The 20,431-nt window shown below is 61.8% G+C and carries 20 protein-coding genes, 1 tRNA gene and 1 pseudogene; 5 read left to right on the forward strand and 17 right to left on the reverse strand.

All coding sequences use genetic code 11. The features are described 5' to 3' along the window. Positions 1-23 precede the first annotated feature (23 nt). A complete protein-coding gene (locus AC5JDC_RS26255) occupies positions 24-1,367 on the reverse strand; it encodes a tyrosine-type recombinase/integrase (protein ID WP_495846045.1) in 1,344 nt (447 codons plus the stop codon). Positions 1,368-1,832: 465 nt separating this feature from the next. On the opposite strand from AC5JDC_RS26255, the gene AC5JDC_RS26260 reads away from it, so the two are divergent. Continuing rightward, a tRNA-Arg gene (locus AC5JDC_RS26260) sits at positions 1,833-1,909 on the forward strand. Between the two features lie 15 nt (positions 1,910-1,924). Further along, positions 1,925-2,122 (forward strand): hypothetical protein, encoded by a 198-nt coding sequence (locus AC5JDC_RS26265; protein WP_495846047.1) that lies wholly within the window; start codon positions 1,925-1,927, stop codon positions 2,120-2,122. Between the two features lie 103 nt (positions 2,123-2,225). Here AC5JDC_RS26265 and AC5JDC_RS26270 read toward each other — a convergent pair whose 3' ends face one another. Then, positions 2,226-3,122: a LysR family transcriptional regulator gene (locus AC5JDC_RS26270; protein WP_495846049.1), complete on the reverse strand. Its 897-nt coding sequence runs from the start codon at positions 3,120-3,122 to the stop codon at positions 2,226-2,228. A gap of 107 nt (positions 3,123-3,229) precedes the next feature. Between AC5JDC_RS26270 and AC5JDC_RS26275 the strand changes: the two genes are divergently transcribed. Then, positions 3,230-4,234, forward strand: coding sequence for an NADP-dependent oxidoreductase (locus tag AC5JDC_RS26275; protein ID WP_495846051.1), 1,005 nt, complete (start codon positions 3,230-3,232; stop codon positions 4,232-4,234). Positions 4,235-4,283: 49 nt separating this feature from the next. Here the strand turns inward: AC5JDC_RS26275 and AC5JDC_RS26280 are convergent. From AC5JDC_RS26280 to AC5JDC_RS26295, 4 genes and pseudogenes are all read right to left on the reverse strand, one after another. Continuing rightward, a pseudogene (locus AC5JDC_RS26280) lies at positions 4,284-4,415 on the reverse strand (transposase domain-containing protein); the annotation flags it as partial. Positions 4,416-4,567: 152 nt separating this feature from the next. Then, a complete protein-coding gene (locus AC5JDC_RS26285) occupies positions 4,568-5,614 on the reverse strand; it encodes a glycoside hydrolase family 113 protein (protein ID WP_495846053.1) in 1,047 nt (348 codons plus the stop codon). Between the two features lie 104 nt (positions 5,615-5,718). Beyond that, entirely contained in the window at positions 5,719-6,414 is a 696-nt protein-coding gene (locus AC5JDC_RS26290) for a TetR/AcrR family transcriptional regulator (RefSeq protein ID WP_495846055.1), read from the reverse strand. A gap of 207 nt (positions 6,415-6,621) precedes the next feature. Continuing rightward, positions 6,622-7,557: a LysR family transcriptional regulator gene (locus AC5JDC_RS26295; RefSeq protein ID WP_495846057.1), complete on the reverse strand. Its 936-nt coding sequence runs from the start codon at positions 7,555-7,557 to the stop codon at positions 6,622-6,624. Positions 7,558-7,666: 109 nt separating this feature from the next. On the opposite strand from AC5JDC_RS26295, the gene AC5JDC_RS26300 reads away from it, so the two are divergent. Both AC5JDC_RS26300 and AC5JDC_RS26305 read left to right on the forward strand, forming a co-directional pair. Continuing rightward, complete coding sequence (locus AC5JDC_RS26300; RefSeq protein WP_495846059.1) at positions 7,667-8,728, forward strand: alkene reductase; 1,062 nt, start codon at positions 7,667-7,669, stop codon at positions 8,726-8,728. Positions 8,729-9,501: 773 nt separating this feature from the next. Further along, positions 9,502-10,464 carry a LysR family transcriptional regulator gene (locus AC5JDC_RS26305; RefSeq protein ID WP_495846061.1) on the forward strand — a complete coding sequence of 321 codons (963 nt, stop codon included), beginning with the start codon at positions 9,502-9,504 and terminating at the stop codon, positions 10,462-10,464. A gap of 31 nt (positions 10,465-10,495) precedes the next feature. On the opposite strand, the gene AC5JDC_RS26310 is transcribed toward AC5JDC_RS26305, so the two are convergent. From AC5JDC_RS26310 to trbB, 11 genes are read right to left on the reverse strand one after another with little or no spacing between them, the layout of a single operon-like run. Then, entirely contained in the window at positions 10,496-10,756 is a 261-nt protein-coding gene (locus AC5JDC_RS26310) for a DUF2274 domain-containing protein (protein WP_495846063.1), read from the reverse strand. Next, on the reverse strand, positions 10,753-11,979 hold the full coding sequence (locus AC5JDC_RS26315) for a TraB/TrbI/VirB10 family type IV secretion system protein (RefSeq protein ID WP_495846065.1): 1,227 nt from the start codon (positions 11,977-11,979) through the stop codon (positions 10,753-10,755). The genes AC5JDC_RS26310 and AC5JDC_RS26315 overlap by 4 nt, the downstream gene beginning before the upstream one ends. Next, positions 11,976-12,959 carry a P-type conjugative transfer protein TrbG gene (gene trbG, locus AC5JDC_RS26320; protein ID WP_495846067.1) on the reverse strand — a complete coding sequence of 328 codons (984 nt, stop codon included), beginning with the start codon at positions 12,957-12,959 and terminating at the stop codon, positions 11,976-11,978. The genes AC5JDC_RS26315 and trbG overlap by 4 nt, the downstream gene beginning before the upstream one ends. Next, entirely contained in the window at positions 12,956-13,645 is a 690-nt protein-coding gene (gene trbF / locus AC5JDC_RS26325) for a conjugal transfer protein TrbF (RefSeq protein ID WP_495846069.1), read from the reverse strand. Before trbF ends, trbG begins: the two co-directional genes overlap by 4 nt. Then, positions 13,642-15,000 (reverse strand): P-type conjugative transfer protein TrbL, encoded by a 1,359-nt coding sequence (gene trbL, locus AC5JDC_RS26330; protein WP_495846071.1) that lies wholly within the window; start codon positions 14,998-15,000, stop codon positions 13,642-13,644. The genes trbF and trbL overlap by 4 nt, the downstream gene beginning before the upstream one ends. A gap of 3 nt (positions 15,001-15,003) precedes the next feature. Continuing rightward, positions 15,004-15,291: a putative entry exclusion protein TrbK-alt gene (gene trbK-alt, locus AC5JDC_RS26335; RefSeq protein WP_495846073.1), complete on the reverse strand. Its 288-nt coding sequence runs from the start codon at positions 15,289-15,291 to the stop codon at positions 15,004-15,006. A 19-nt stretch (positions 15,292-15,310) separates the two neighbouring features. Next, positions 15,311-16,090: a P-type conjugative transfer protein TrbJ gene (gene trbJ / locus AC5JDC_RS26340; RefSeq protein WP_495846075.1), complete on the reverse strand. Its 780-nt coding sequence runs from the start codon at positions 16,088-16,090 to the stop codon at positions 15,311-15,313. Next, a complete protein-coding gene (gene trbE / locus AC5JDC_RS26345) occupies positions 16,087-18,543 on the reverse strand; it encodes a conjugal transfer protein TrbE (protein WP_495846077.1) in 2,457 nt (818 codons plus the stop codon). The genes trbJ and trbE overlap by 4 nt, the downstream gene beginning before the upstream one ends. A 13-nt stretch (positions 18,544-18,556) precedes the next feature. Continuing rightward, positions 18,557-18,838 (reverse strand): VirB3 family type IV secretion system protein, encoded by a 282-nt coding sequence (locus tag AC5JDC_RS26350; RefSeq protein ID WP_495846079.1) that lies wholly within the window; start codon positions 18,836-18,838, stop codon positions 18,557-18,559. After that, positions 18,838-19,170 carry a TrbC/VirB2 family type IV secretion system protein gene (locus AC5JDC_RS26355; RefSeq protein ID WP_495846081.1) on the reverse strand — a complete coding sequence of 111 codons (333 nt, stop codon included), beginning with the start codon at positions 19,168-19,170 and terminating at the stop codon, positions 18,838-18,840. The genes AC5JDC_RS26350 and AC5JDC_RS26355 overlap by 1 nt, the downstream gene beginning before the upstream one ends. After that, entirely contained in the window at positions 19,167-20,156 is a 990-nt protein-coding gene (gene trbB / locus AC5JDC_RS26360) for a P-type conjugative transfer ATPase TrbB (protein WP_495846083.1), read from the reverse strand. Before trbB ends, AC5JDC_RS26355 begins: the two co-directional genes overlap by 4 nt. Positions 20,157-20,431: the final 275 nt, after the last annotated feature.

Raw genomic sequence — 20,431 nt, forward strand, 5'->3', positions numbered from 1 at the left:
GGCTGGAGGGCGCTGTCTAAAACTTACGCCGCCAACTGCTCCAAAGCTTCTCCTGGCTGCATCGCTTGCGCGAACAGGCGGTTCATCGCTGCTTGGCGCGATTCGCGATCGAGTGCGTAGGAGCTGCGCTTGAATCGCACGCCATCGAGCAGGCCCTGGATATAACCAGCGACCGCATCTGCGGCCATGATCAAAGCCGTATCAACCGTGTGGATGTAGCGGCTGGTGACGGTGCCTTGCGCGTGCCCAAGCAACGCCGCGACTGTCGATTCGGTGAAGCCGAGATCGTTCGCCATGCTGGCGTAGCTGTGGCGCAGGACGTGCGGGGTAATCCCGGCAAGCGGTGTGTTCTCCAGCATCTTGTGCCAGTGCTTCGGAAACCCGACCAGCGGCTTGCCTTCGATGGTGCCGCCAAAGACCGGGCCGGCTGCATGCTCTGGCCGGCGCGCATTGAGAAGGTCGACCACCGGGAGTCCGATCGGTCGAACCGAAGCACCTTCCTTGCTGTCGGTGAGCCGCAGGCAGCTATTGTCGCTGTCCACTTCGGGCCAGATGAGATTGATGATCTCGCCACGCCGGCACCCCGTGAGCGCGATGGCCTTCCCCATCTCCGCAGCGGTTGCGAGCTGATCGTCTTGAGACGCCTTCTTGAGGAGCTTTCCTAGCAAGCGATACTCGTCCTCCGAAAGACGCCGGGTGCGCTTCTGGTCGGCAGCCTTACGGATGCCGTGAGCCGGATTAGCGTCGATGATCCCACTCTCGCGGGCGTAGGTCAGGATGGCGCCGAGCAGGCCGACCGTGCGCGTGCCCGTGCCGATGCCGCCACGCACGATCGAGCGGCCGCGCTTCTTGGTCTTCTGATCGGCTTTGGTTTTCCCGGATGCGACGTCGCGCATGAAGCGCGTCACGTCTGCGGCGGTGATGTCTTTCACGCGCCGCGTGCCGAGCAGCGGAATAATGTGACGCCGGATGCGTCCCTCATCGGTGTAGATGGTGGACGCCTTTTTCGGGCGGCGCTTCTTGCCGAGGATCAATCCGTTCTTCGCGTCCTCGAGATAGCGCTCGCACAGCTCCTTGATGGTGACCGCCTTATGGTCGAGCTCGCGCTCTTCGGCCGGGTTGTCGCCTTGCGCGATGCGGCCGAGCAAGATGCGCGCCTGCACGCGCGCAGTGTCCGGCGTCCAGACTCCGTGCATGCCGATGGTGAAGCGTCGTGTGCGACCCTTGGCGCGATACTGCACCAGGTAGCTGCGCTTCCCCGATTTGAAGACGCGCAGCCCGAAGCCGGGCAGCTCGTCGTCCCAGATGAAATAGTCTTTCTCGCCGGCTTCGGCCTGATCGACACTACGTTTGCTTAGCTTCGCCATGTGACATACTCCGGCGGCTGCGCCGCTTCCGTTGGACCGCTTCCGCGGAAGCACCGCGGAAGCACCCAGGCGGAAATTCGGGGTCATCACAGGATACTGGCTTCGGAGTTGATCGCCAGAAAAGATCAATGCCTACAGTAGGTTAGAGTGGTCTAGCGTACGAATAGAAACTGTGGCGTATATTGTCTTTTCGGGCTCCGAAGGCTGGCGTCAAGGGGGAACGGGTCGGATGCGTGTCGGAAAGAGTGGTTAAAAACAGGAAGTTAGAGACCTTACTATTCTCGTCCGGGATGTCGGAATTCTCCACGTAAGCACCGCGTAAGCAGCTTGTCTCTGGAGAACGGCGGGAAATGGATAGGAACGGCGCGCTTAGGCGGGCGCAGTTCAGTCCGATGGTGAGGTAGGTTGAAGACGGCCGAATCCGTTGACCTTCAGAGGTCGGTTGGGCTAGGCCAACATAGAGCTGCACCCGTAGCTCAGCTGGATAGAGTGACGGCCTCCGAAGCCGTAGGTCACAGGTTCGAATCCTGTCGGGTGCGCCATTTCAGAACAGAACTATGAACGCCGAACGCGGCCGTTTCCTCGCTCGAAGAGGCGATCAGCGTTCGGAACAATGCCGACTTCGATCCCATGATGTGAACCTCGTCGTCGGCAACCTCGACGCGCTGCGCAAAAGCTCGAAGATGAGCGCGGCGGTAGCCGCCATCGTCAAGCCGTATCCGCTCGAGAGAATGGGCACTTCAGATTCTCGGTAAGCAGTATGCCATCGGCTCGTGGACAAGAATCCTGAACGAGGTGCGGAGAAAAGCAGCCTGCTAGGTATGGCGATGGTGCCCCAGAGCAGAGCTTAATGTGGTCTCAGGTGGCATTTTTGCTACCGAATACCTCCGCCAAATATTCAAGAAATACCCTGACTTTACGAGGGGTTTGACGCCGTTGAGCGTGGAAGGCGAAGATCGGTTGCTCGACGGGCTCATAATCCGGCAGCAGCCGCACGAGGCGGTTCTCCGCTATATCCTGGGCGACCATGAAGTCGGCCAAGAGCGAATAGCCCCCTCCCGCTAGGCAGGCGTTTCTCACCGCTCGCGCTGAGTTCAATGTCAGATGCTGCGGCACTTCGAAGTCGATGACCTTTCCCTTATACGAAAACCTATGTAAGCGCCCCCATTCCCCACTGACCTGAGTAACCGATGGGCAAGCTCTGATCTCGTCTAAGGTCTGGGGTGTCCCATATTGCTCGCAGAACTGAGGCGTAGTGACGAACACGATCCTCTGCGTGAAAATCCTCTGCGCAATCAGGGATGAATCGTTCAGCGGTCCTACCCGGATGGCGACATCGAAGTGCTCCCCAATGAGATCGACCAACCGATTGCCAAGGTCGATTGAGAGGTCGAGCCGTGGGAAGCGTCGCCTGAACTCGGGAACCGCTGGCGCAAGGCGCTCATTGCCAAAGGCCGTTACGCAGGAGACGCGGAGCTGGCCGCGAGGGGTCTCGTGGCGTTCGCGCACCGCGCTCCGCATCAGATCAAGCTCCTCCAGGAGGCCGGTGCTCTTTTGCACGAACTCCATCCCGGCATCCGTCAGATTGATCTGCCTCGTGGTGCGATTGAAGAGCCGTACGCCGAGATCTGCCTCCAGGTCCGCCACGATGCGGCTCACGGAGGCAGGCGAAAGGCGCAAATCCCGGCTCGCAGAAGAGAAGCTGTTATGCCTGGCAACGGCCACTGCGACCTTCATGGCCTCGATCATATCCATGCGCCATTCTTCCGAAATTCAAGACAATGTCTCTCGCCTGCCTCCCATTAACACGGAAATCGAATTCATGCATCAATGCTGCGAACGCTCAATTTGAGGAGATGAACATGTCCACGAATCCTAGCTGGATACTTCGGAGCTACCCTACCGCAATGCCCTCCGTCGAGAACTGGACGTTGGAGGACGGTCCAATTCCCGAGGCTGCGGATGGCGAACTGCTGGTGAAAACCATGTGGCTCTCCGTCGATCCCTATATGCGGGGGCGCATCAGTCCAGCGAAGAATTACGCGACTGGTTTTAAGCTTGGCGATCTGATGCGCGGGGGCGGAATCGGCGAGGTCGTTGCGTCTCAGTCTCCAGACTTCAAGCCAGGGGACGTCGTGATGAGCGACTATTTTGGTTGGCAACCGTTTAGCGTTATCCCGGCCGCGTCAGCCAAGCCAGTGACAACTACGGGCGCTCCGATTCAGTCCGCGCTGAGCTATCTCGGCATGCCTGGTCTCACCGCCTACTTTGCCCTCCTCAAGACCGCAACTCCGAAGGTGGGGGATACGGTGTTGATCTCTGCCGCTTCAGGAGCGGTGGGACAGATTGCGGGCCAGATCGCGCGGATCAAGGGGTTCGACCCGGTCGCTGTCGTAGGTTCGGACGAGAAGCTGGAGTGGTGCAGGGAGCTTGGATACCGGACCGGCGTCAATCATCGGAACTCGGCTGATCTCGTGGCAGATGTCGCCACCGCATGCCCTAACGGCGTCGATGTCTTTATCGACAACACCGCCGGGCCGATTCACGACGCAGCCATGTTGAACCTCAACACCTTTGGCAGGGTAGTGGTCGTCGGGACTATTGCCCTGGCCGACCGATTTGACCAGCCCGACATCGGTCTCAGGCATCTCAGAAGGACGCTGATCACCCGTGCGCGGATCGAAGGGTTCTTGCTCGACGACCACGAGGGAGAATACGAAACCGCGATTGCCGATCTGCTGTCATGGTACAAGCAAGGACTGCTTCAGACACGGGAAGATGTTGCGGAAGGGATTGAGACCGTGCCCCATGCGTTCGTTCGGATGTTGAAGGGGGAGAACTTCGGCAAGCAACTGGTCAAGCTATGATGCTCTGCACGACAATCTGTCCGCTTCGGCCCAACTGTTTTGTCAAACGTTACTGAAGCGGATAATTCCAAGGCAGTAGTTCGCCGGTCCGGCTCCGCCTGTGGCCATTGACGATGGCGGTCAGGTGGGTCTGCGGGTCAACAGCATTGAGTTGCCAGGTCTCGACCGAGAAGGCGCCCGTGTTCGATAGCGCCCCGACCGAGGACGGAGCGCTATGTCAGCGAAGTCAGTTCATGGTGATCCTGCCAGCGTCGCGGGCGTGTATCTCATAGAGGCCGAGCGGATAAGATCGCCGTCTTATCGCAACCGTCCTCGACGCAGGACAAGCTGCCTTTATCGCTGCATTTTCTGGAAGACGTCGGCGATGCGGTGGAACGCTTCCTTAGGCTCCCACGGCGGCATGCGCTGACCTTTCGGGTGGTCATCAGGGTAGGTTTTCACGAGCGAGAAGCTCATCATGTCGAGATCACGCGCACCCTCTCTATGACGAAAGGCTGGGAACGAGAAGACGAAGATGAAGACACCCTCCACTCCCGCCGTTTCCAGAAGTCCAAGCTGTTCCGCCGCATAGTCAGCCTGTTCGCGCTCGCTCCGGGTGGGCACGATACCGTCCGTGAAGATGCCGGTGCCATCGGGATTGGTTCCCTGAAGGCGCATGAAGCCGCCAGCCCCAAGAACGCCAGCACCCTCATAGGCGCAAGACCCCACCTCCATCACGATGATCGGCTTACCGACCCGATAGCGATCCAGCGCGGCAACATATTCTTCGGAGGTTTCGCCGGCGCGGTAGTGGTCCAATCCGACGATGTCGAACAGACTCCAGTCCACCATTTCCCACATGCCTGCCGAATAGGTCACCTGCCCGTTGAACGCCTTGCGGACCCCGGCAACGATGCCGCGCAGCGCATCATTGAGCATCGCCGACTTTTCCTTGAGGAGCGCTGCCGTCTTCTCGGATTGCATATCCTGAAAGAGGGCGGCAAGGCCGGTCACCCGCTCAATCACGGTCGAGCCGTCGAGAATACCCAGATTAAACAGGGTCGCCTCGCAACCGGCGACAAAGATGATGTCGGCGCCTTCCTTGCGCAGTTCCTCAGCAGCGTGCGCTGCCTGAGCGTAGTAATCCGCCAACTCAGTGACAGGCACATTCATCTTCCAGGGATTGAAGAAGATCGTCAGGCCCTCAGCATGGGCGCTGCGCGATGCCGCAACCAGCCGGTCAATTTCCTCACCCTCGATGCGGATCGCATTCGCATGCATATCTTTTGCGATCGCCCTGATGTCATGGGCCGCAAGTGCGGGGTCGAACGGCTCGACCGAGTAAGGCTGGCCGATATTGAACCTGAGGCCAACATCGTAAACAATTCCACGGTATTTCATATTATCTTCTCTTCCTGCTGCGAGGGCTGGGACCCTTGGCAGCGTTGCGACCGCGACCGCACCGGCGGCCATGGACAAAACGGTTCTTCGCTTCATCTTGTTTGCTATTCCGGCTTTTCCGTTCTGCTTCCGCCATGTGAATAGTTGGCAGCCTCAAGCTTGGTTCGCTCCAAGAGACCTTCAAGGAGCAAACTCAGGACACGCGCCCCGCGCTTTGCCCTCATTTCCGATCGCTCTTTGCCGGTTCCGCCCAACAGCATGCCGATGACGATCGACAGGTCGTCATCGGTCAAATCACGACGGAGAACGCCGTGCTGTTGCGAAACTAGCAAGAGGGGACGAGCTATCGCGATGACGCGTCGGCTAATGTCCGATAGCTTCTCAAGTCCAGACGCGCTTTGGACCAATATCTCCGAAAGCGCCAGACTGCGGGCACAGTCATCGCCCACAGCCCTTAGAAACTGCAGACAGGCATCCGGTTGCTCCATCCATTTGGCCGCAACCTCGTGCAGCCGCTGGATATCGGTTTCAAAAATCGCGAGCGCTAGCTCCTGGCGGTCCGCGAAATGACGTGACAGCGTCATGCGACTAACACCCGCAAGGTGGGCGATACGTTCGAGCGGAACGTCCACCCCGTTCTCGTCGAACTCGGCCCTGGCGACCCGCACGATCTCGTCGCGGTTGCGACTTGCATCCGCGCGCTGGGCGCGGGCAGGAACGGGCGGCTGTTCTCCTTGCATATTCACTACCTCAACACTCCAATTGCCGGCAAAGGTGCATCGATGCACCTTTAATGTCAAGCTATATGTGCATTGATGCACGTTTGTTCTGCGGGGCCTGCGGAAAAATCGAAAGGATCGTCAGAATGCCTCCGATCTGGGGCGCGGCCGCGCGCCTGGCAGGTATCAGCCGATGCTGCGCGCCCTGCGCAGAACTCCAGAAAACTCCGAACGCTTCACGCAAGATGTGCTGGAGCTGCAGGCTATTCTTGCCTCCGCTGGTCCTGATCAGAGTATCGCGGCTGTCGATGGCTCCCTGAAAACCCCGGCGTTGGCTTGTCGAACGAGTTCGTCAACCACAATACGGACTCTCGGAAGAATGGTGCGGGTTGCTGGCCAGACTGCGCTGAATGGTGATCTTACCTGGGAGTGGTCCGTCAGCACCGCGCAAAGTTCGTTTCGTTCGAGATGGAGGCGAACCAATGATTCCGGCACCTGGCAGAGACCGAAACCGGCAACGGCCATGTCGATCACGACTTCGCCGTCACTCAGCAGATGCGTTGCCGGCGGACTGATCGCGCGAACTCGACCACCTCCGTCGAGGAAGCGCCATGACGCCGGTCGATCAGGCCGACTTCCCAGAATGCAAGCGTGCTTCTGCAGGTCGTCGATGCTGACCGGTGATCCCGCTTCTTCCAAATAGGCCGGCGCCGCACAGAGGACCAGCCGCTGGGAACCGAGCGTCCTGGCGACGATATCGCTGCGATCTGGCAGTTCACCGAACCGCAGGCATAGATCCACGCCCTCATCCACGGGATCGATGATACGATCGGAGAAGCTGGCCGCAAGGCGGAGATCGGGGTGGTTTTTGAGAATCTCCAGCAGGATCGGCATGGCGACACGTCGGCCGAAAGCCGCCGGCATGTCGACGCGCAGCACGCCACGAACGGTGCTGGCCCGTGATTGCGCGGCATCTTCTGCAGCGCGGAGCTGTTCAAGTGCCCCTTCCGCCTGTTCGAAGAAGGCGGCACCCTCCGGAGTCAGGGAAAGGCGGCGCGTTGTCCGATGCAACAGCTTGGTGCCAAGCCGGGCCTCTAACTGTGCCACGGACTTGGCGACTGCCGACTTGGTTATACCAAGGTGAGCTGCGGCTGCGGTGAACGAGCTGGATTTCACCGCGCTGATAAAGATGTCCACACCCACGAAGGAGTTTAGTGAAGACATTGGTAGACCTCCATTGTCGACTCAAACTCTACAATTGGTCGAACAATCTGGCAATTGTTGCTGAGCGCGGCAGGAGCCATATCTGGACCCAGTCAAAAGGAGTTTGCTGTTGTCCCGATTGTTCGATCCCTTGCAGGTCGGCGCCCTCATGCTGCCGAACCGCATCATCATGGCCCCCCTTACCCGCAAGCGCGCCGGCCTCGAGCGGGTGCCCAATGAGATGATGGCCGAGTACTACCGACAACGTGCCGGTGCCGGGCTGATCCTGAGTGAAGCTACGTCCGTGTCTCCGCAGGGCGTCGGTTATTGGAGCACGCCGGGCATATGGAACGATGCCCAGGTCGAGGGCTGGAAACAGGTCACCCACGCCGTTCACCAAGCAGGCGGCCGCATCTTCCTGCAGCTCTGGCATGTGGGCCGTATCTCGGATCCGGAATTGCTCAATGACCAGCTTCCGGTTGCGCCAAGCGCGATTGCCGCTGCCGGCCATGTTTCCGCATTGCGACCGAAACGGCCCCATCCGGTGCCCAGGGCATTGGAGACTCATGAGATCCCCGGCATTGTCGAAGACTTCCGCAGGGGGGCGGAGAGAGCGAAGGCAGCAGGCTTCGACGGTGTCGAGCTGCATGCGGCCAACGGCTATCTCATCGACCAATTCTTGCAAGACAAGACCAATAAGCGCACCAATCGCTATGGTGGCTCGGTGGAGAACCGCGCCCGGTTTCTGCTCGAAATTGTCGATGCTGTTATCGAGGTCTGGGGCGCCGACCGCGTGGGCGTGCATCTACGCCCGCGGGGTGAGGAGCACGACATGGGTGACAGCAATCCCAAGGCCATTTTCGGCTACGCGGCCGACGAGCTCGCCAAGCGCAAGATCGCCTTCATCTTTGTTCGTGAGATCGAAGCGGAGGATAGCTTGCTCGGCGAGATCAAACGGCGGTTTGGGGGAGTCGTTATTGCCAATGAACTGATGTCGAAGGAAGACGGCGAACGCTTCATTGAGGCCGGTATAGCCGACGGGCTCGCCTATGGTCGGAACTACATCGCCAACCCGGATCTCGCTGAGCGGCTGCAAAGAGGCCTGCCTCTCAACGCGCCGAACAAGGACACGTTCTATGGAGAAGGTCCTGAGGGCTATACCGACTATCCACGGCTGGTGCCGATGAGGTGAGGCCGCCGTGGTGCGCGCCGTTCGGACCTAAGATACAGAGGGATATGTCGCGGGTTTCGGAAATTTTGCAACGACGCGACAGAGGGATGACCCAGCTGAATGAAATTCAACGTATCGCATCGGCCGCGAGATTATTTATCAAACCAGTATGGCACCGCTGGCATCAGTCACCGTGCATCCCCCGTCCAGACAAACGTGCGGTAGAACCAGCTTGTTTCTACGGGATGTGCTGAGACATGAGGGGCATCCTGCCGAATGGATGAACGGGACGCCATATGCCGGAAAAAGCGGGGCACCTGATGCAGCGTGCGGATTTTACTCTGGAGCGCAATGGGAAGGCCACGCCTGGGTCGTTTCCGGAAATATCATAGTTGACATAACGGCTGATCAATTCGGCTGCGATCCTATCGTCATCACATCGATTTCCGACACACGCTATGTTGGGTCCGTAGATTTGGCGGAACCCGCTGCCATAAAGGCACGTCATTACCCCCGACAGTTCTGTGAGAGCGACGGCCTTGTCGCGCTCGCTTGCAGCGTTCTCAAACGCGCTCACTGCTCTGGACACTGGTAGATTGCCATCCAAGATCAGGATGCACGGACACTTCAGAGGATGGACAAATAGGAAGTTGATTTTGGAGGCCGCCGGCGCTGCTTCAGCATGCTCAGCAGAGAGAGCTTGCGTGCATATATGTCTTTGGTTGCGCGGCAGAATCTAGACAAGGAAGGTCAACTCGCCCGCATTTTTGGAGATTTTGGGAGGTGAGGCGAGTATGTCGAATGAGAGTTTTCCCCGACGAGGACCTTTTTCTAAACATATTGGTGTAGCGAAGGATTTTGATCTTAGGCCGTTGAGATATGTTCTGGCCGCAGCAGAAGCCATGAGCATTCGAGGTGCTGCCGAGGCGCTGGATGTGGAGCCGTCGACCGTCAGCAAGGCCATTCGAGATTTCGAAGATCGGATAGGCGTTGGAATTTTCGAGCGCGGCCAGTTTGGCGTTCGGCTGACCAATGCGGGGCGACATTTGCTTGAGCAGACCGTTCCGGCGCTCCAGCAGATCAACCACGCCATTCAGCATGCCGGCGCCGCAGGGCGCGTCGAGAGCGGCACATTAAAAGTCGGGGTCGTCACCACTCTCGCGGGCGGGTTTCTGCGCGAGCTTGTATCCAGATATGAAGTCGCCCATCCCGGCGTGCGGGTGGACATTCACGACGGAGGAAGACCGGACCACATTCGTAGCATTCGCACCCGCAAACTGGATGTAGGCTTCTTCACCGGCAACGGCGAAGTGGAAGGATGCGAAACAGTAGAGCTTTGGGACGAGCGAGTTCACATGGCGATGCCGCGATCGCATCCATTGTCCGGCGAGAAGAGGATCGATTGGCGGCAGTTGCGCGATGAGATGTTCATCGTATCCCGGTTTGGGCCTGGGCCGGAGATCCGTGACTATATCGTGCGAAGAATCTGCGACTACAGCACCTATCCCATGATCGAGTATCGCGATGTGCAGCAGGAAACGCTGATGCACATGGTGGCCATGGGCAAGGGCATAACCCCGGTCGTGGAAGCCTGGAGGTGTGTGCCCATACCCGAGATCAGGCTCGTTCCTTTAAGCGCCGACGCGGATATTGTACCCTTTAGCGCCGTATGGTCTCCCAGGAATGACAATCCGAGCTTGCGCCGGCTGATCAAATTCGCGGAGAAGCTGGCGGAAGGATCAGCCGGGCGAAACTAGCGCTCGAAAAATCGCCGCGTATCCGGTCTGCTCAGGCATTGGACGAAGATGGATCGCGGGGCTGGTGAGATTCCGATGATTTGCGGCGGGCTTTCGCAAAACCCCGGTCCGTCGCAATGAAGCGCTCCAGCATGGGCACGATGAGCTTCTTCGGATCGGCAGCGGCCTGGCCGGTTTCCCGGCCAAGTGCCTCGGCATAGGCGACCAGATTACGATGCAGCGCACCGGGCAGGTCCAGTGTCACCTTCACCGGCTTGTCCTCGGCAATCGGGCCGAGCTTCAGTTTTGTCATTGCACTGCTCCATAGGGTTCGAGCACGAGATCGCGGGTGACGATTACACGGACCGGGAAGCCCGGCCGGATCGTCAGCGTGGGCGCGACCTGCAACTGGCGGCGGATGATCTGCTGGCCGGCATCGTTGATCGTGTCCTGTGCGCCATCGCGAATGGCGCGGATCAGGCGGTCGTCGTCATCGACTGCGAGCTCCGTGCCCATGGCGAGCAGGGTCGAGAGTCCCGCCGCCTTGGCGAGATCCCACCAGTGATAATCGACGCCGTCTTCCAGACCGGCAAACCCTCTAGTGTCGGCGCCAGGCTGACGCTCCAGAACGATCGAGCGGCCGTTCGGAAGGATCAGGCGACTCCACACCAACAGCACGCGGCGCTGTCCGAAGCCGACATCGTTGCTGTATTCACCGATGATGCGCGTGCCCTGCGGCACCAGAAGAAAGCGGCCCGTGGGGCTGTCGTATATGTTCTCGGTGACCTGCGCGGTGATCTGTCCGGGGAGGTCCGAGCGGATGCCGGTGATGAGGGCGGCGGAAATTACTGCGCCTGCCTGAAGGACATAGGGCGAGTCCGGAGCCATGACGCGATCGGCAACGACGGTGCGCCGATCGACAGGAGCATTGAGAAATGCGTTCTGCCGATGCTGGGCGGTTGGAGCGCCTTGCGTGCCAGGGAGACCGAGACCGGCAAGATTCGGATTGGCCATGCCGCCAGCCATTCCCGTACCGGCCCCTGAACCGGGCGCGGTCTGGAAAAATACCCGGCTTGTGCGGGCGGCTTCCTCCTCGGCAAGGCGACGCTGTTCTTCAGGATCGACCTGGGGCGTCGCTATGGCAGGCGGCACGACGGGCTGGCCGCGGTTCTGGGCGTCCAGGATGGGACCGCCAAGATCTCCGGGCAGCGGCGGGCCGAGGACTGGACCCGTGTAGTCGCGTGGCAAACCAGCGAGGCCATCGGCCGTTGCACGGTTGTCCGTGGAATAGAGTTCTTCGTTTCCTGGGCCGCCGTCGCGGGTCTGGAGCGCATAGATCAATGCGCCGCCGATGCCGATGCTAACGACGAGGCTGACCCCAGCCAGCACCTTGCGCGACAGGCGGGTGACGCGCGGCGCATCGGCGCGCAGTCGCATCGTTGGAGGGGTTTCGTTCGATGATCCTGTCAGCGGGACGGCGTTTTCTTCATCCGGCGGCGACGCTTCTTCCTTCCGGACATTTTCGGGGTTGTTCATGATGCGGGCCTTCCATCGGTGCGCACAATCCTGACGGTCTGCTGGCGGTCGCCACCGCCGAGGCGAAGCTCGGCCGCGCCGAACAGGCGATCGACGATCAGGATGTTCTGGTGGATGCGGCTGTTGACGATCTGCGCTTCGCCCTCGGAGCCGATGACGAAGATCGGCGGCATCTCGCCCTGGACGATGCCGCGCGGGAACTCGACATAGACTCGGCGTCCGTCGTCATAGACCGAGACCGGCCGCCAGGGCGGTGTGTCACCGGTTAGGCCGTAGCGGTAGTTACGCGCCGACGCGACAGGGATGATCGGCGTGGCCGGAACGCTCTGCCGCTGACTGGCGGACGGCTGCGGATAGGCCCAGGCCACGGCGGGCATATAGGGCTTCTCGCCCGAGCGAAGCTCGATCATGTAAACGCGACGGTCGGTCGTGACTACGAGATTTGTCGTGATGTCGGCGCGAGACGGTTTAACGAGGATATGCACGCGGCGTGTGAGACCGCTTCCGCTCTCGGTGTCGCCAATGATCCAGCGCGCCGTGTCGCCGGCAGCGATCGGTCCGGCGCCGGTCAGGCTCTCGCCAGGTTCGAGCGCGATATTGGTGATCTGTCCGGGCGCGGCATAGACCTGATAGAGCGCGCCTTCGCTCCAGGGATAGATCTGGATCGAATTGAAATAGCCCTCCCGGCGCGGCTGGACGCGGGCGGCGGCATTGGCGTTCTGAACGCGGCCTTCCGGTGTAGTGGCGGCGGTGCCACCACGTGCCGGCGTCCAGGCCGGAGGGACATGCAAGGGCCTGGGGCGCTGGTCAGTAACGACAGCCGGCACGGCCGGCAGCGGAGGCACGTCGGAATCGTAGCTGATCTGGGGCGGCCGATTGGTCGCGCAACCGGCCAGTACGGTTGCGGAAAGAAGGACAAGTGCCAAAGCGGATTTACGCAAATCCGGAATTGCGGGTTTACGGGCTGTTGAGCGGGTCATTGGCTCATCTCCCGCGACCAGTTGATGGCGTTGACATAGATCCCCAGAGGATTAGCGCGCAGGCGCTCGGCGTCGCGCGGCGTCTGGATCACGATCGTCAGGATCGCGGTCCATCGCTCTGTGGTGGAGAGCTGCCCGTTCTCATAGTGACGCTCGGTCCAGGCGACGCGGAAGCTGTCAGGCGATGCCCGGATGACGCTTGAGACCTCGACGGCGATCTGCTGGCGGCCGACGCGGGTGAACGGATCATTGGCGCGTGCGTAGTCGTTGAGCGCCGCCGCGCCACGATCAGTGGTCCATTCATAGGCACGCAGCCAGTTCTGCCGCACGATGATGGCGTCGGACGGGATCGAGCGCGTCTGCTCGATGAAGCGCGCCAGATGGAAGGCAATCTGCGGGTCGTTCGGACGATAGTCCGCCGATGCCGGCGCTACGGTCTGAGCCTGGCCGAGATTGTCGACCTGCACCACCCAGGGCACAACCGTTCCGCTGGCCGACTGCCAGACCAGGGCCGCGGCAAAGCCGGCGGACATGACCAAGCTGCCGAAGGCCATGTATCGCCAGTTCTTGGCTTGCACACGGGCCGAGCCGATGCGCTCGTCCCAAACTTGTGCGGCCTTCTGATAGGGCGTTTCGGGTTCCGGCGTCTTGCCATAATGGGTTGCGGGACGCTTGAAGAGGCTCATGAGCGGTCACTTTCAGAAAGGTTGACGGAGGAGCCGCCGCCGTGGCTGTCGCCGGAGCGCACGGCATGGCCGGCGGCGGAGACACCATGGCTGAGGGCCTGGCTGCGTTTCATGCGCGTTGCCCAGTCAGGCGCACCGTCGCGCGGCGCGCTGGCAGAAGCGGCAGCGGCATCACCGCCGCCGATCGTTCCCATGGTCGAGGAGCCGCCGGTGACACCGAAGCCGGCCTTTGCTCCATCGGAGAAGCTGGACTTGACGCTTTCGCTGGCTTTCGATGTGGCGCGCTTGAGCGGCGAGACGGCGGCCGAGCCTGTGGCGCGCGCAATGCCGCCGAGACCGGAAGCGACACCCGCGGCGCCAGACTGTCCCAGCGAGCCGAGGCTGTAGGCCGACGACGAAGCACCCGCCGCGGCCGCACCGCCGCGAACGGCAGCAGCGCCGCCCGAGAACGCTGCACCTCCACCCTTGACCGCAAGGCCCGCGGCACCACCAGCGGCAAGCGCTGCCCCGCCGACGGCAAGGCCCGTGCCGACAGCAGCGCCGGCGCCCAGTTGTGGGCCGCCAGACACAAGACCATTGGCGATGCCAGGACCGAAGATACCGAGACCGAGCAGTGAGAGCGCCGCCAGCACTACGGCCATGGCATCGTCGATTGATGGCGTCTCATCTCCAAAGCCGGCGGTGAATTGCGAAAACAAGGTAGAGCCAATGCCGATGATGACGGCGAGCACCAGGACCTTGATGCCAGACGAGACGACGTTGCCCAGCACGCGCTCGGCCATGAACGCGGTCTTGCCGAACAGGCCGAAGGGTATCAGCACGAAGCCGGCGAGTGTGGTCAGCTTGAACTCGATGAGCGTCACGAAGAGCTGTACGGCCAGGATGAAAAAGGCCATCAGCACCAGCGCCCAGGCAAAGAGCAGGCAGGCGATCTGAATGAAGTTCTCGAAGAAGGCGATCCAGCCCATGAGGTCGGAGATGGAATCGAGCAGCGGCCGCGCAGCGTCGAGGCCGGTCTGCGCGACCTTGCCTGGGCGCAGAAGGTCCTTGGCCGTGAAGCTGGTGCCGGAGCCCTTGAGGCCGAGACCGGCGAAGCTGTCGAAGATGATATTCGCCAGACTGTTCCAGTTGCCGATGATGTAGGCGAAGACGCCGACGAACAGGGTCTTTTTCACCAGGCGCGCGATGATGTCGTCGTCGGCACCCCAGGACCAGAAGAGAGCAGCCAGCGTCACGTCAATGACGATGAGCGTGGTGGCGATGAACGCCACTTCACCGCCGAGCAGGCCGAAGCCGGAGTCGATGTAGCGAGTGAAGACCCCGAGAAAATTATCGATGACGCCTGCGCCGCCCATGATTTATTGCCCCTCGCTGGGAACAGAGGGAGCGGTCTGTGGCGCGCGCCCGAGAAAGCGATCGCGGGTTTCGGCCCAGACGCGCAGGCAGTCGGGATTGTTGGCCGCGGCCTCGCCAAGCTGCTGGCACCGGCGTTGTCCCTCGCGCAGCAGATCGCGCGAAGGTTCGATAAGGCGCACCGGCTCCGCTGCGGGAGCTTCCTCTTTCCGGGTGATCTCGATCGCCGTCGCGGTAATCGCGATGGCGACGAAGACGACGGCGCCCAGCCGGGCCAGCATCTTGCCGTCCATGGCATTCCCTCTCCTGACCTCAGTTGCCGTTGTTGAACATCTGCGTATTGCCCGGCTGATAGCCGGAGCCGGGCGTCAGGAAGCGACGGCGTTGTTCACGACCCTGTTCGGCCGCCGCGGCGCGTTCTGCCTCAGTCAGCGCGTTAGCGCGGCCGTTCGCAGCGAGCAGTGCGACGAGGTCGGAGAGCTGCTGCGACTGGAGCGCGAGAAGTTGGTTGCCGGCCTGGGTCGCCTGGAGCGCGCCCGTGGCCCCCTGACTCTGGCCCACCAGCGTCGACATTTCGGTGCGGTTCGTATCGATGTTGCCGACCACGCCGGCTTGCACGCGCATGGCGTCCTGCAATCCGCCCACCGTGTTTTGCCAGCGCGAGCGGGCATCAGTGACAAGCTGCTGGTCCGTCGTCGACAGCGAGACGTTGCCGTATTGCTGCTGAAACATCTGATCGATGTTCTGGACGTCGAAGGCGATGTTCTGCGCTTGGGCGAGAAGTTGCTGCGTGCGCTGAACACTCTGTTGAAGCTGCTGGAGCGAGGAATGCGGCAGGCTCGCGAGATTGCGCGCCTGGTTGATCAGCATCTGCGCTTCGTTCTGAAGCTGAGTGATCTGATTGTTGATCTGCTCAAGCGTACGCGCGGCCGTGAGTACGTTTTCGGCATAGTTGGAGGGGTCGAAAACGATGCGGCCGAAGCCGAATTGTGCGTGCGCCGGCGCGGTGAGCATCGACGACAGCGCCATCGGCGCTGCCAACATGGTCGCAGCAAGCAATACGGCACGCGAGCGGGAACGATCGGTAGTCATGACTTTGCCTCCTCTGGGGCTTGGGGGATGAGATTGGAGAGATCCGGGATGAGGTCGGCGGCCCAATCGACGCCGCGCAGGCGCAGCCAGGCGGAAAGGAAGCCGACCGGGCCATGTTCGGCGAAGATGCGGGCGATGGCCGCCTGATCGGTTTTCGAGGATGCGGCCGTGAGCGCCAATCCCACTTCGGACAGGCCCAGATCGAACAGGCGATTGCCGCGCCGCGATTGGCAGTAATAGTCGCGCTTGGGCGTGGCACGGGCGAGGACCTCGATCTGGCGGTCGTTAAGGCCGAAGCGGCGATAGATCGCCGTGATCTGCGGCTCGATCGCGCGTTCGTTTGGCAACAGCAGCCGCGTCGGACAGCTATCGATGATCGCTGGCGCGATCGCCGAGCCGTCAATGTCGCTGAGTGACTGGGTGGCGAAGATGACGCTGGCGTTCTTCTTGCGCAGCGTTTTCAGCCATTCGCGGAGCTGTCCGGCGAAGCCCTCGTCGTCGAGCGCCAGCCAGCCCTCGTCGATGATGAGCAAGGTTGGTGAGCCGTCGAGCCGGTCGCCAATGCGATGGAAGAGATAAGCGAGCACGGCTGGCGCGGAGCCGGTGCCGACGAGGCCCTCGATCTCGAAGGCCTGCACCGAGCCGTGACCGAGATGCTCGGTTTCGGCGTCGAGCAGCCGGCCATAGGGACCGCCAACGCAATAGGACCGCAGCGCCTGTTTCAGGTCGTTCGATTGCAGGAGAACGCAAAGACCAGTGATGGTCCTTTCCCCGACCGGTGCGGAGGCCAGCGAGGTCAGTGCCGACCACAGATGCTCCTTGACCTCTGGCGTGATCGCGATGCCCTCGCGCATCAGGATGGCGACGAGCCAGTCGGCGGCCCAGGCCCGCTCGGGCACGTCATGGATTCGGGCGAGCGGCTGGAGCGAAACGGAGAAATCCGAACCCTCGGTCAGGTCTCCGCCGAGGTCGTGCCAGTCGCCACCCATGGCAAGCGCGGCCGCACGGATGGAGCCGCCAAAATCGAACGCGAAGACCTGAGAGTTTGCATAGCGGCGGAATTGGAGCGCCATGAGCGCCAACAGCACGGATTTGCCCGCGCCGGTCGGACCGACGACCAGCGTATGGCCGACATCGCCGACATGAAGGGAAAACCGGAACGGGGTGCTTCCCTCGGTCTTGCCGAACAGCAAGGGGGGCGACCCGAAGTGTTCATCCCGTTCCGGCCCCGCCCACACTGCGCTTAGGGGGATCATGTGGGCGAGATTGAGCGTCGAGATCGGCGGCTGACGCACATTGGCGTAGACATGGCCGGGCAGTGAGCCGAGCCAGGCGTCCACCGCATTGATGGTTTCGGCCATGGCGGTGAAGTCGCGGCCCTGGATCACCTTCTCGACCAGCCGCAGCTTCTCGTCGGCGATGTTCGGATCGGTATCCCAGACGGTGATGGTCGCCGTCACATAGGCCTGGCCAGCATAGTCGGCGCCGAGCTCCTGAAGTGCGAGATCGGCATCGACGGCCTTGTTGGCGGCGTCGGTGTCGACGAGCGCGGAGGCCTCGTTGGTCATCACCTCTTTCAGGATGGCGCCGATCGACTTGCGCTTGGCGAACCATTGCCGCCTGATCTTCGTCAGCAGCTTGGTCGCATCGGTCTTGTCGAGCAGGACTGCCCGCGTCGACCAGCGATAGGGGAATGCGAGACGGTTGAGCTCGTCGAGGATGCCGGGCGTGGTAGCGGTGGGAAAGCCGACGATGGTGAGGATGCGAAGATGCGAGTTGCCGAGACGCGGCTCCAGACCGCCGGTGAGCGGTTGATCGGCGAGCAGCGCGTCCAGATACATCGGCGTTTCCGGGACACGGACCCGATGTCGATTGGTCGAAACACAGGAATGCAGATAGGTCAGCGTCTCGGCGTCATCGAGCCAGCCGCATTCCGGCATGAAGCCGTCGAGTAGCGCCAGCACCCTGTCGGTGCGGTCAATGAAGCCCCGGAGGATTTCGTGAGGATCGACGCCGGTCCGATCTCGCCCTTCGTAGAGCCAGGATTCCGTGCGGGCTGCGTCTTCGGCAGGCGGCAGATAGGTAAAGGTCAGGAAATAGCTGGAGATGAAATGCGTGCCGGATTCCTCGAAATCAGCCTTGCGCTCGGCGTCGATCAGCGCCGAGGCGGGATCGGGAAAGCGGCTTTCGGGATAGGTCGAGGCTTCATGGCGTTGCGCCTCGACGAAGATGGCCCAGCCGGAACCGAGACGGCGGAAGGCGTTGTTGAGACGTCCAGCGATGGCAACGAGCTCGGCCGCGACGGCGCTGTCGAGGTCCGGGCCACGAAAGTGCGCCGTGCGCTGGAATGAACCGTCCTTGTTGAGGACAGCGCCCTGTCCCACCAGTGCGACCCAGGGCAGATAGTCGGCAAGCCGGCTGGCGGTGCGGCGATATTCGGCAAGGTTCATCATGGGTGTTGCTCCCTCAGACCGCTAGAAAAGCCGGGATGCGCAGATGCCTGCGGCCGACCTCGACGAAGAGCGGGTCGCGCTTTGCGGCCCAGACGGCGGCAAAATGGCCGATTGCCCAGATGGCCAGACCGACCAACCAGAGCCGCAGTCCAAGACCGACGGCCCCGGCAAGCGTCCCGTTCATGATGGCTATGGAGCGCGGGGCGCCGCCGAGCAGGATGTGCTCGGTCAGCGCCCTGTGGACCTGAACGGTGAAGCCTGGCACAGCGTCGAGCTGTTCGAAGCTTCCCGCCATCAGACGAGCGCCCCGCCGCCGAAGGAGAAGAAGGACAGGAAGAAGCTCGATGCGGCGAATGCGATCGACAGGCCGAAGACGATCTGGATGAGCCGGCGAAAGCCGCCAGAGCTGTCGCCGAAGGCCAGTGTCAGACCGGTGACGATAATGATGATCACCGCGACAATCTTGGCGACCGGTCCCTCGATCGACTGAAGGATCGACTGAAGGGGGGCCTCCCAGGGCATGGACGAGCCGGAGGCGTGAGCGGCGGGCGCGAGGATCAGACTGGTATAAGTGACGGCGACGGCCGTCGCGACGTGACGGCGGATGCGCCGAGCGTGGCGGATCATGAGGGCTCTCCTGTTTGGCTGGGGGCTTGGGTTGCGGGGGTGATGCGGTAATCGCCGTCGGGGCCAAGACCCTCGACGCGGGCAAGCTCCACCAGCCGGCGCTGCGATCCACGCCCGGCGAGCACGGCGACGAGATTGATGGTCTCGGCGATAAGCGCGCGCGGGACGGTGACGACGGCTTCCTGAATGAGCTGTTCGAGACGGCGCAGCGCGCCGATGCCGGTGCCGGCATGAATCGTTCCGATGCCTCCAGGGTGACCGGTGCCCCAGGCCTTGAGGAGGTCGAGCGCTTCGGAGCCTCGCACCTCGCCAATAGGTATGCGATCAGGGCGCAGGCGCAGCGAAGAGCGGACCAGATCGGAGAGCGTGGCGACGCCATCCTTGGTGCGCATCGCGACGAGATTCGGAGCTGTGCATTGCAGCTCGCGCGTGTCCTCGATGATGACGACGCGGTCCGTGGTCTTCGAGACCTCGGCGAGCAGCGCATTGGTGAGTGTGGTCTTGCCGGTCGAGGTGCCGCCGGCAACGAGAATGTTGGCGCGCGAGGAGACCGCTGCTCGTAGGGCCTCGGCTTGGTCCGCTGCCATAATGCCGGCAGCCACATAGTCGTCGAGCGTGAACACTGCCACAGCAGGTTTGCGGATGGCGAAGGCAGGCGCCGCGACAACAGGCGGCAGCAGTCCTTCGAACCGCTCCCCCGTCTCGGGGAGTTCGGCTGAGACGCGCGGGCTGCCGGGGTGGACTTCGGCGCCGACATGGTGGGCGACCAAACGGACGATGCGTTCGCCATCGGCGGGCGCCAATCGCTCACCCGTGTCGGACAGACCTTCGGAAAGCCGGTCGATCCAGAGCCGGCCGTCGGGATTGAGCATCACCTCGACGATCGACGGGTCCTCCAAAAACCGTGCGATGGCCGGTCCAAGGGCTGTGCGCAGCATGCGCGCGCCGCGCGTGATCGCCTCCGATTTCTGGTGAGATGCCGCCATGTCGTCCCCTTGCGTTCAGGGACCGTTCGGCCGGCCCTGGATCGGGGACGATTAAGAGAGCCCGAAATCGGGCTGATTCAACAAGTCTTTGTCGTAGTAGGGCTGCAGCGTGCAAATACAGGAAAACGGCGGCTCGGCTTTGTTGCCGGGCGTTACGCAAAGCGTCGTAGAGGGGGCCGAACTGAGAGCTACACGTCGATTCGCGCATGGACAGGCCCCGGATGCATCGGTCCACAACGATGGAAGCGGGTTATGCCGAGCGCACGAGAGCGTCC

This window comes from Kumtagia sp. (genome assembly GCF_059502445.1).

Excerpts from the sequence above, each read along its gene's own strand:
- AC5JDC_RS26255 (WP_495846045.1), bottom strand. The coding sequence starts at position 1,367 with ATGGCGAAGCTAAGCAAACGTAGTGTCGATCAGGCCGAAGCCGGCGAG.
- AC5JDC_RS26265 (WP_495846047.1), top strand. The coding sequence starts at position 1,925 with ATGAACGCCGAACGCGGCCGTTTCCTCGCTCGAAGAGGCGATCAGCGT.
- AC5JDC_RS26270 (WP_495846049.1), bottom strand. The coding sequence starts at position 3,122 with ATGGATATGATCGAGGCCATGAAGGTCGCAGTGGCCGTTGCCAGGCAT.
- AC5JDC_RS26275 (WP_495846051.1), top strand. The coding sequence starts at position 3,230 with ATGTCCACGAATCCTAGCTGGATACTTCGGAGCTACCCTACCGCAATG.
- AC5JDC_RS26285 (WP_495846053.1), bottom strand. The coding sequence starts at position 5,614 with ATGAAATACCGTGGAATTGTTTACGATGTTGGCCTCAGGTTCAATATC.
- AC5JDC_RS26295 (WP_495846057.1), bottom strand. The coding sequence starts at position 7,557 with ATGTCTTCACTAAACTCCTTCGTGGGTGTGGACATCTTTATCAGCGCG.
- AC5JDC_RS26305 (WP_495846061.1), top strand. The coding sequence starts at position 9,502 with ATGTCGAATGAGAGTTTTCCCCGACGAGGACCTTTTTCTAAACATATT.
- AC5JDC_RS26310 (WP_495846063.1), bottom strand. The coding sequence starts at position 10,756 with ATGACAAAACTGAAGCTCGGCCCGATTGCCGAGGACAAGCCGGTGAAG.
- AC5JDC_RS26315 (WP_495846065.1), bottom strand. The coding sequence starts at position 11,979 with ATGAACAACCCCGAAAATGTCCGGAAGGAAGAAGCGTCGCCGCCGGAT.
- trbG (WP_495846067.1), bottom strand. The coding sequence starts at position 12,959 with ATGACCCGCTCAACAGCCCGTAAACCCGCAATTCCGGATTTGCGTAAA.
- trbF (WP_495846069.1), bottom strand. The coding sequence starts at position 13,645 with ATGAGCCTCTTCAAGCGTCCCGCAACCCATTATGGCAAGACGCCGGAA.
- trbL (WP_495846071.1), bottom strand. The coding sequence starts at position 15,000 with ATGGGCGGCGCAGGCGTCATCGATAATTTTCTCGGGGTCTTCACTCGC.
- trbK-alt (WP_495846073.1), bottom strand. The coding sequence starts at position 15,291 with ATGGACGGCAAGATGCTGGCCCGGCTGGGCGCCGTCGTCTTCGTCGCC.
- trbJ (WP_495846075.1), bottom strand. The coding sequence starts at position 16,090 with ATGACTACCGATCGTTCCCGCTCGCGTGCCGTATTGCTTGCTGCGACC.
- trbE (WP_495846077.1), bottom strand. The coding sequence starts at position 18,543 with ATGATGAACCTTGCCGAATATCGCCGCACCGCCAGCCGGCTTGCCGAC.
- AC5JDC_RS26350 (WP_495846079.1), bottom strand. The coding sequence starts at position 18,838 with ATGGCGGGAAGCTTCGAACAGCTCGACGCTGTGCCAGGCTTCACCGTT.
- AC5JDC_RS26355 (WP_495846081.1), bottom strand. The coding sequence starts at position 19,170 with ATGATCCGCCACGCTCGGCGCATCCGCCGTCACGTCGCGACGGCCGTC.
- trbB (WP_495846083.1), bottom strand. The coding sequence starts at position 20,156 with ATGGCGGCATCTCACCAGAAATCGGAGGCGATCACGCGCGGCGCGCGC.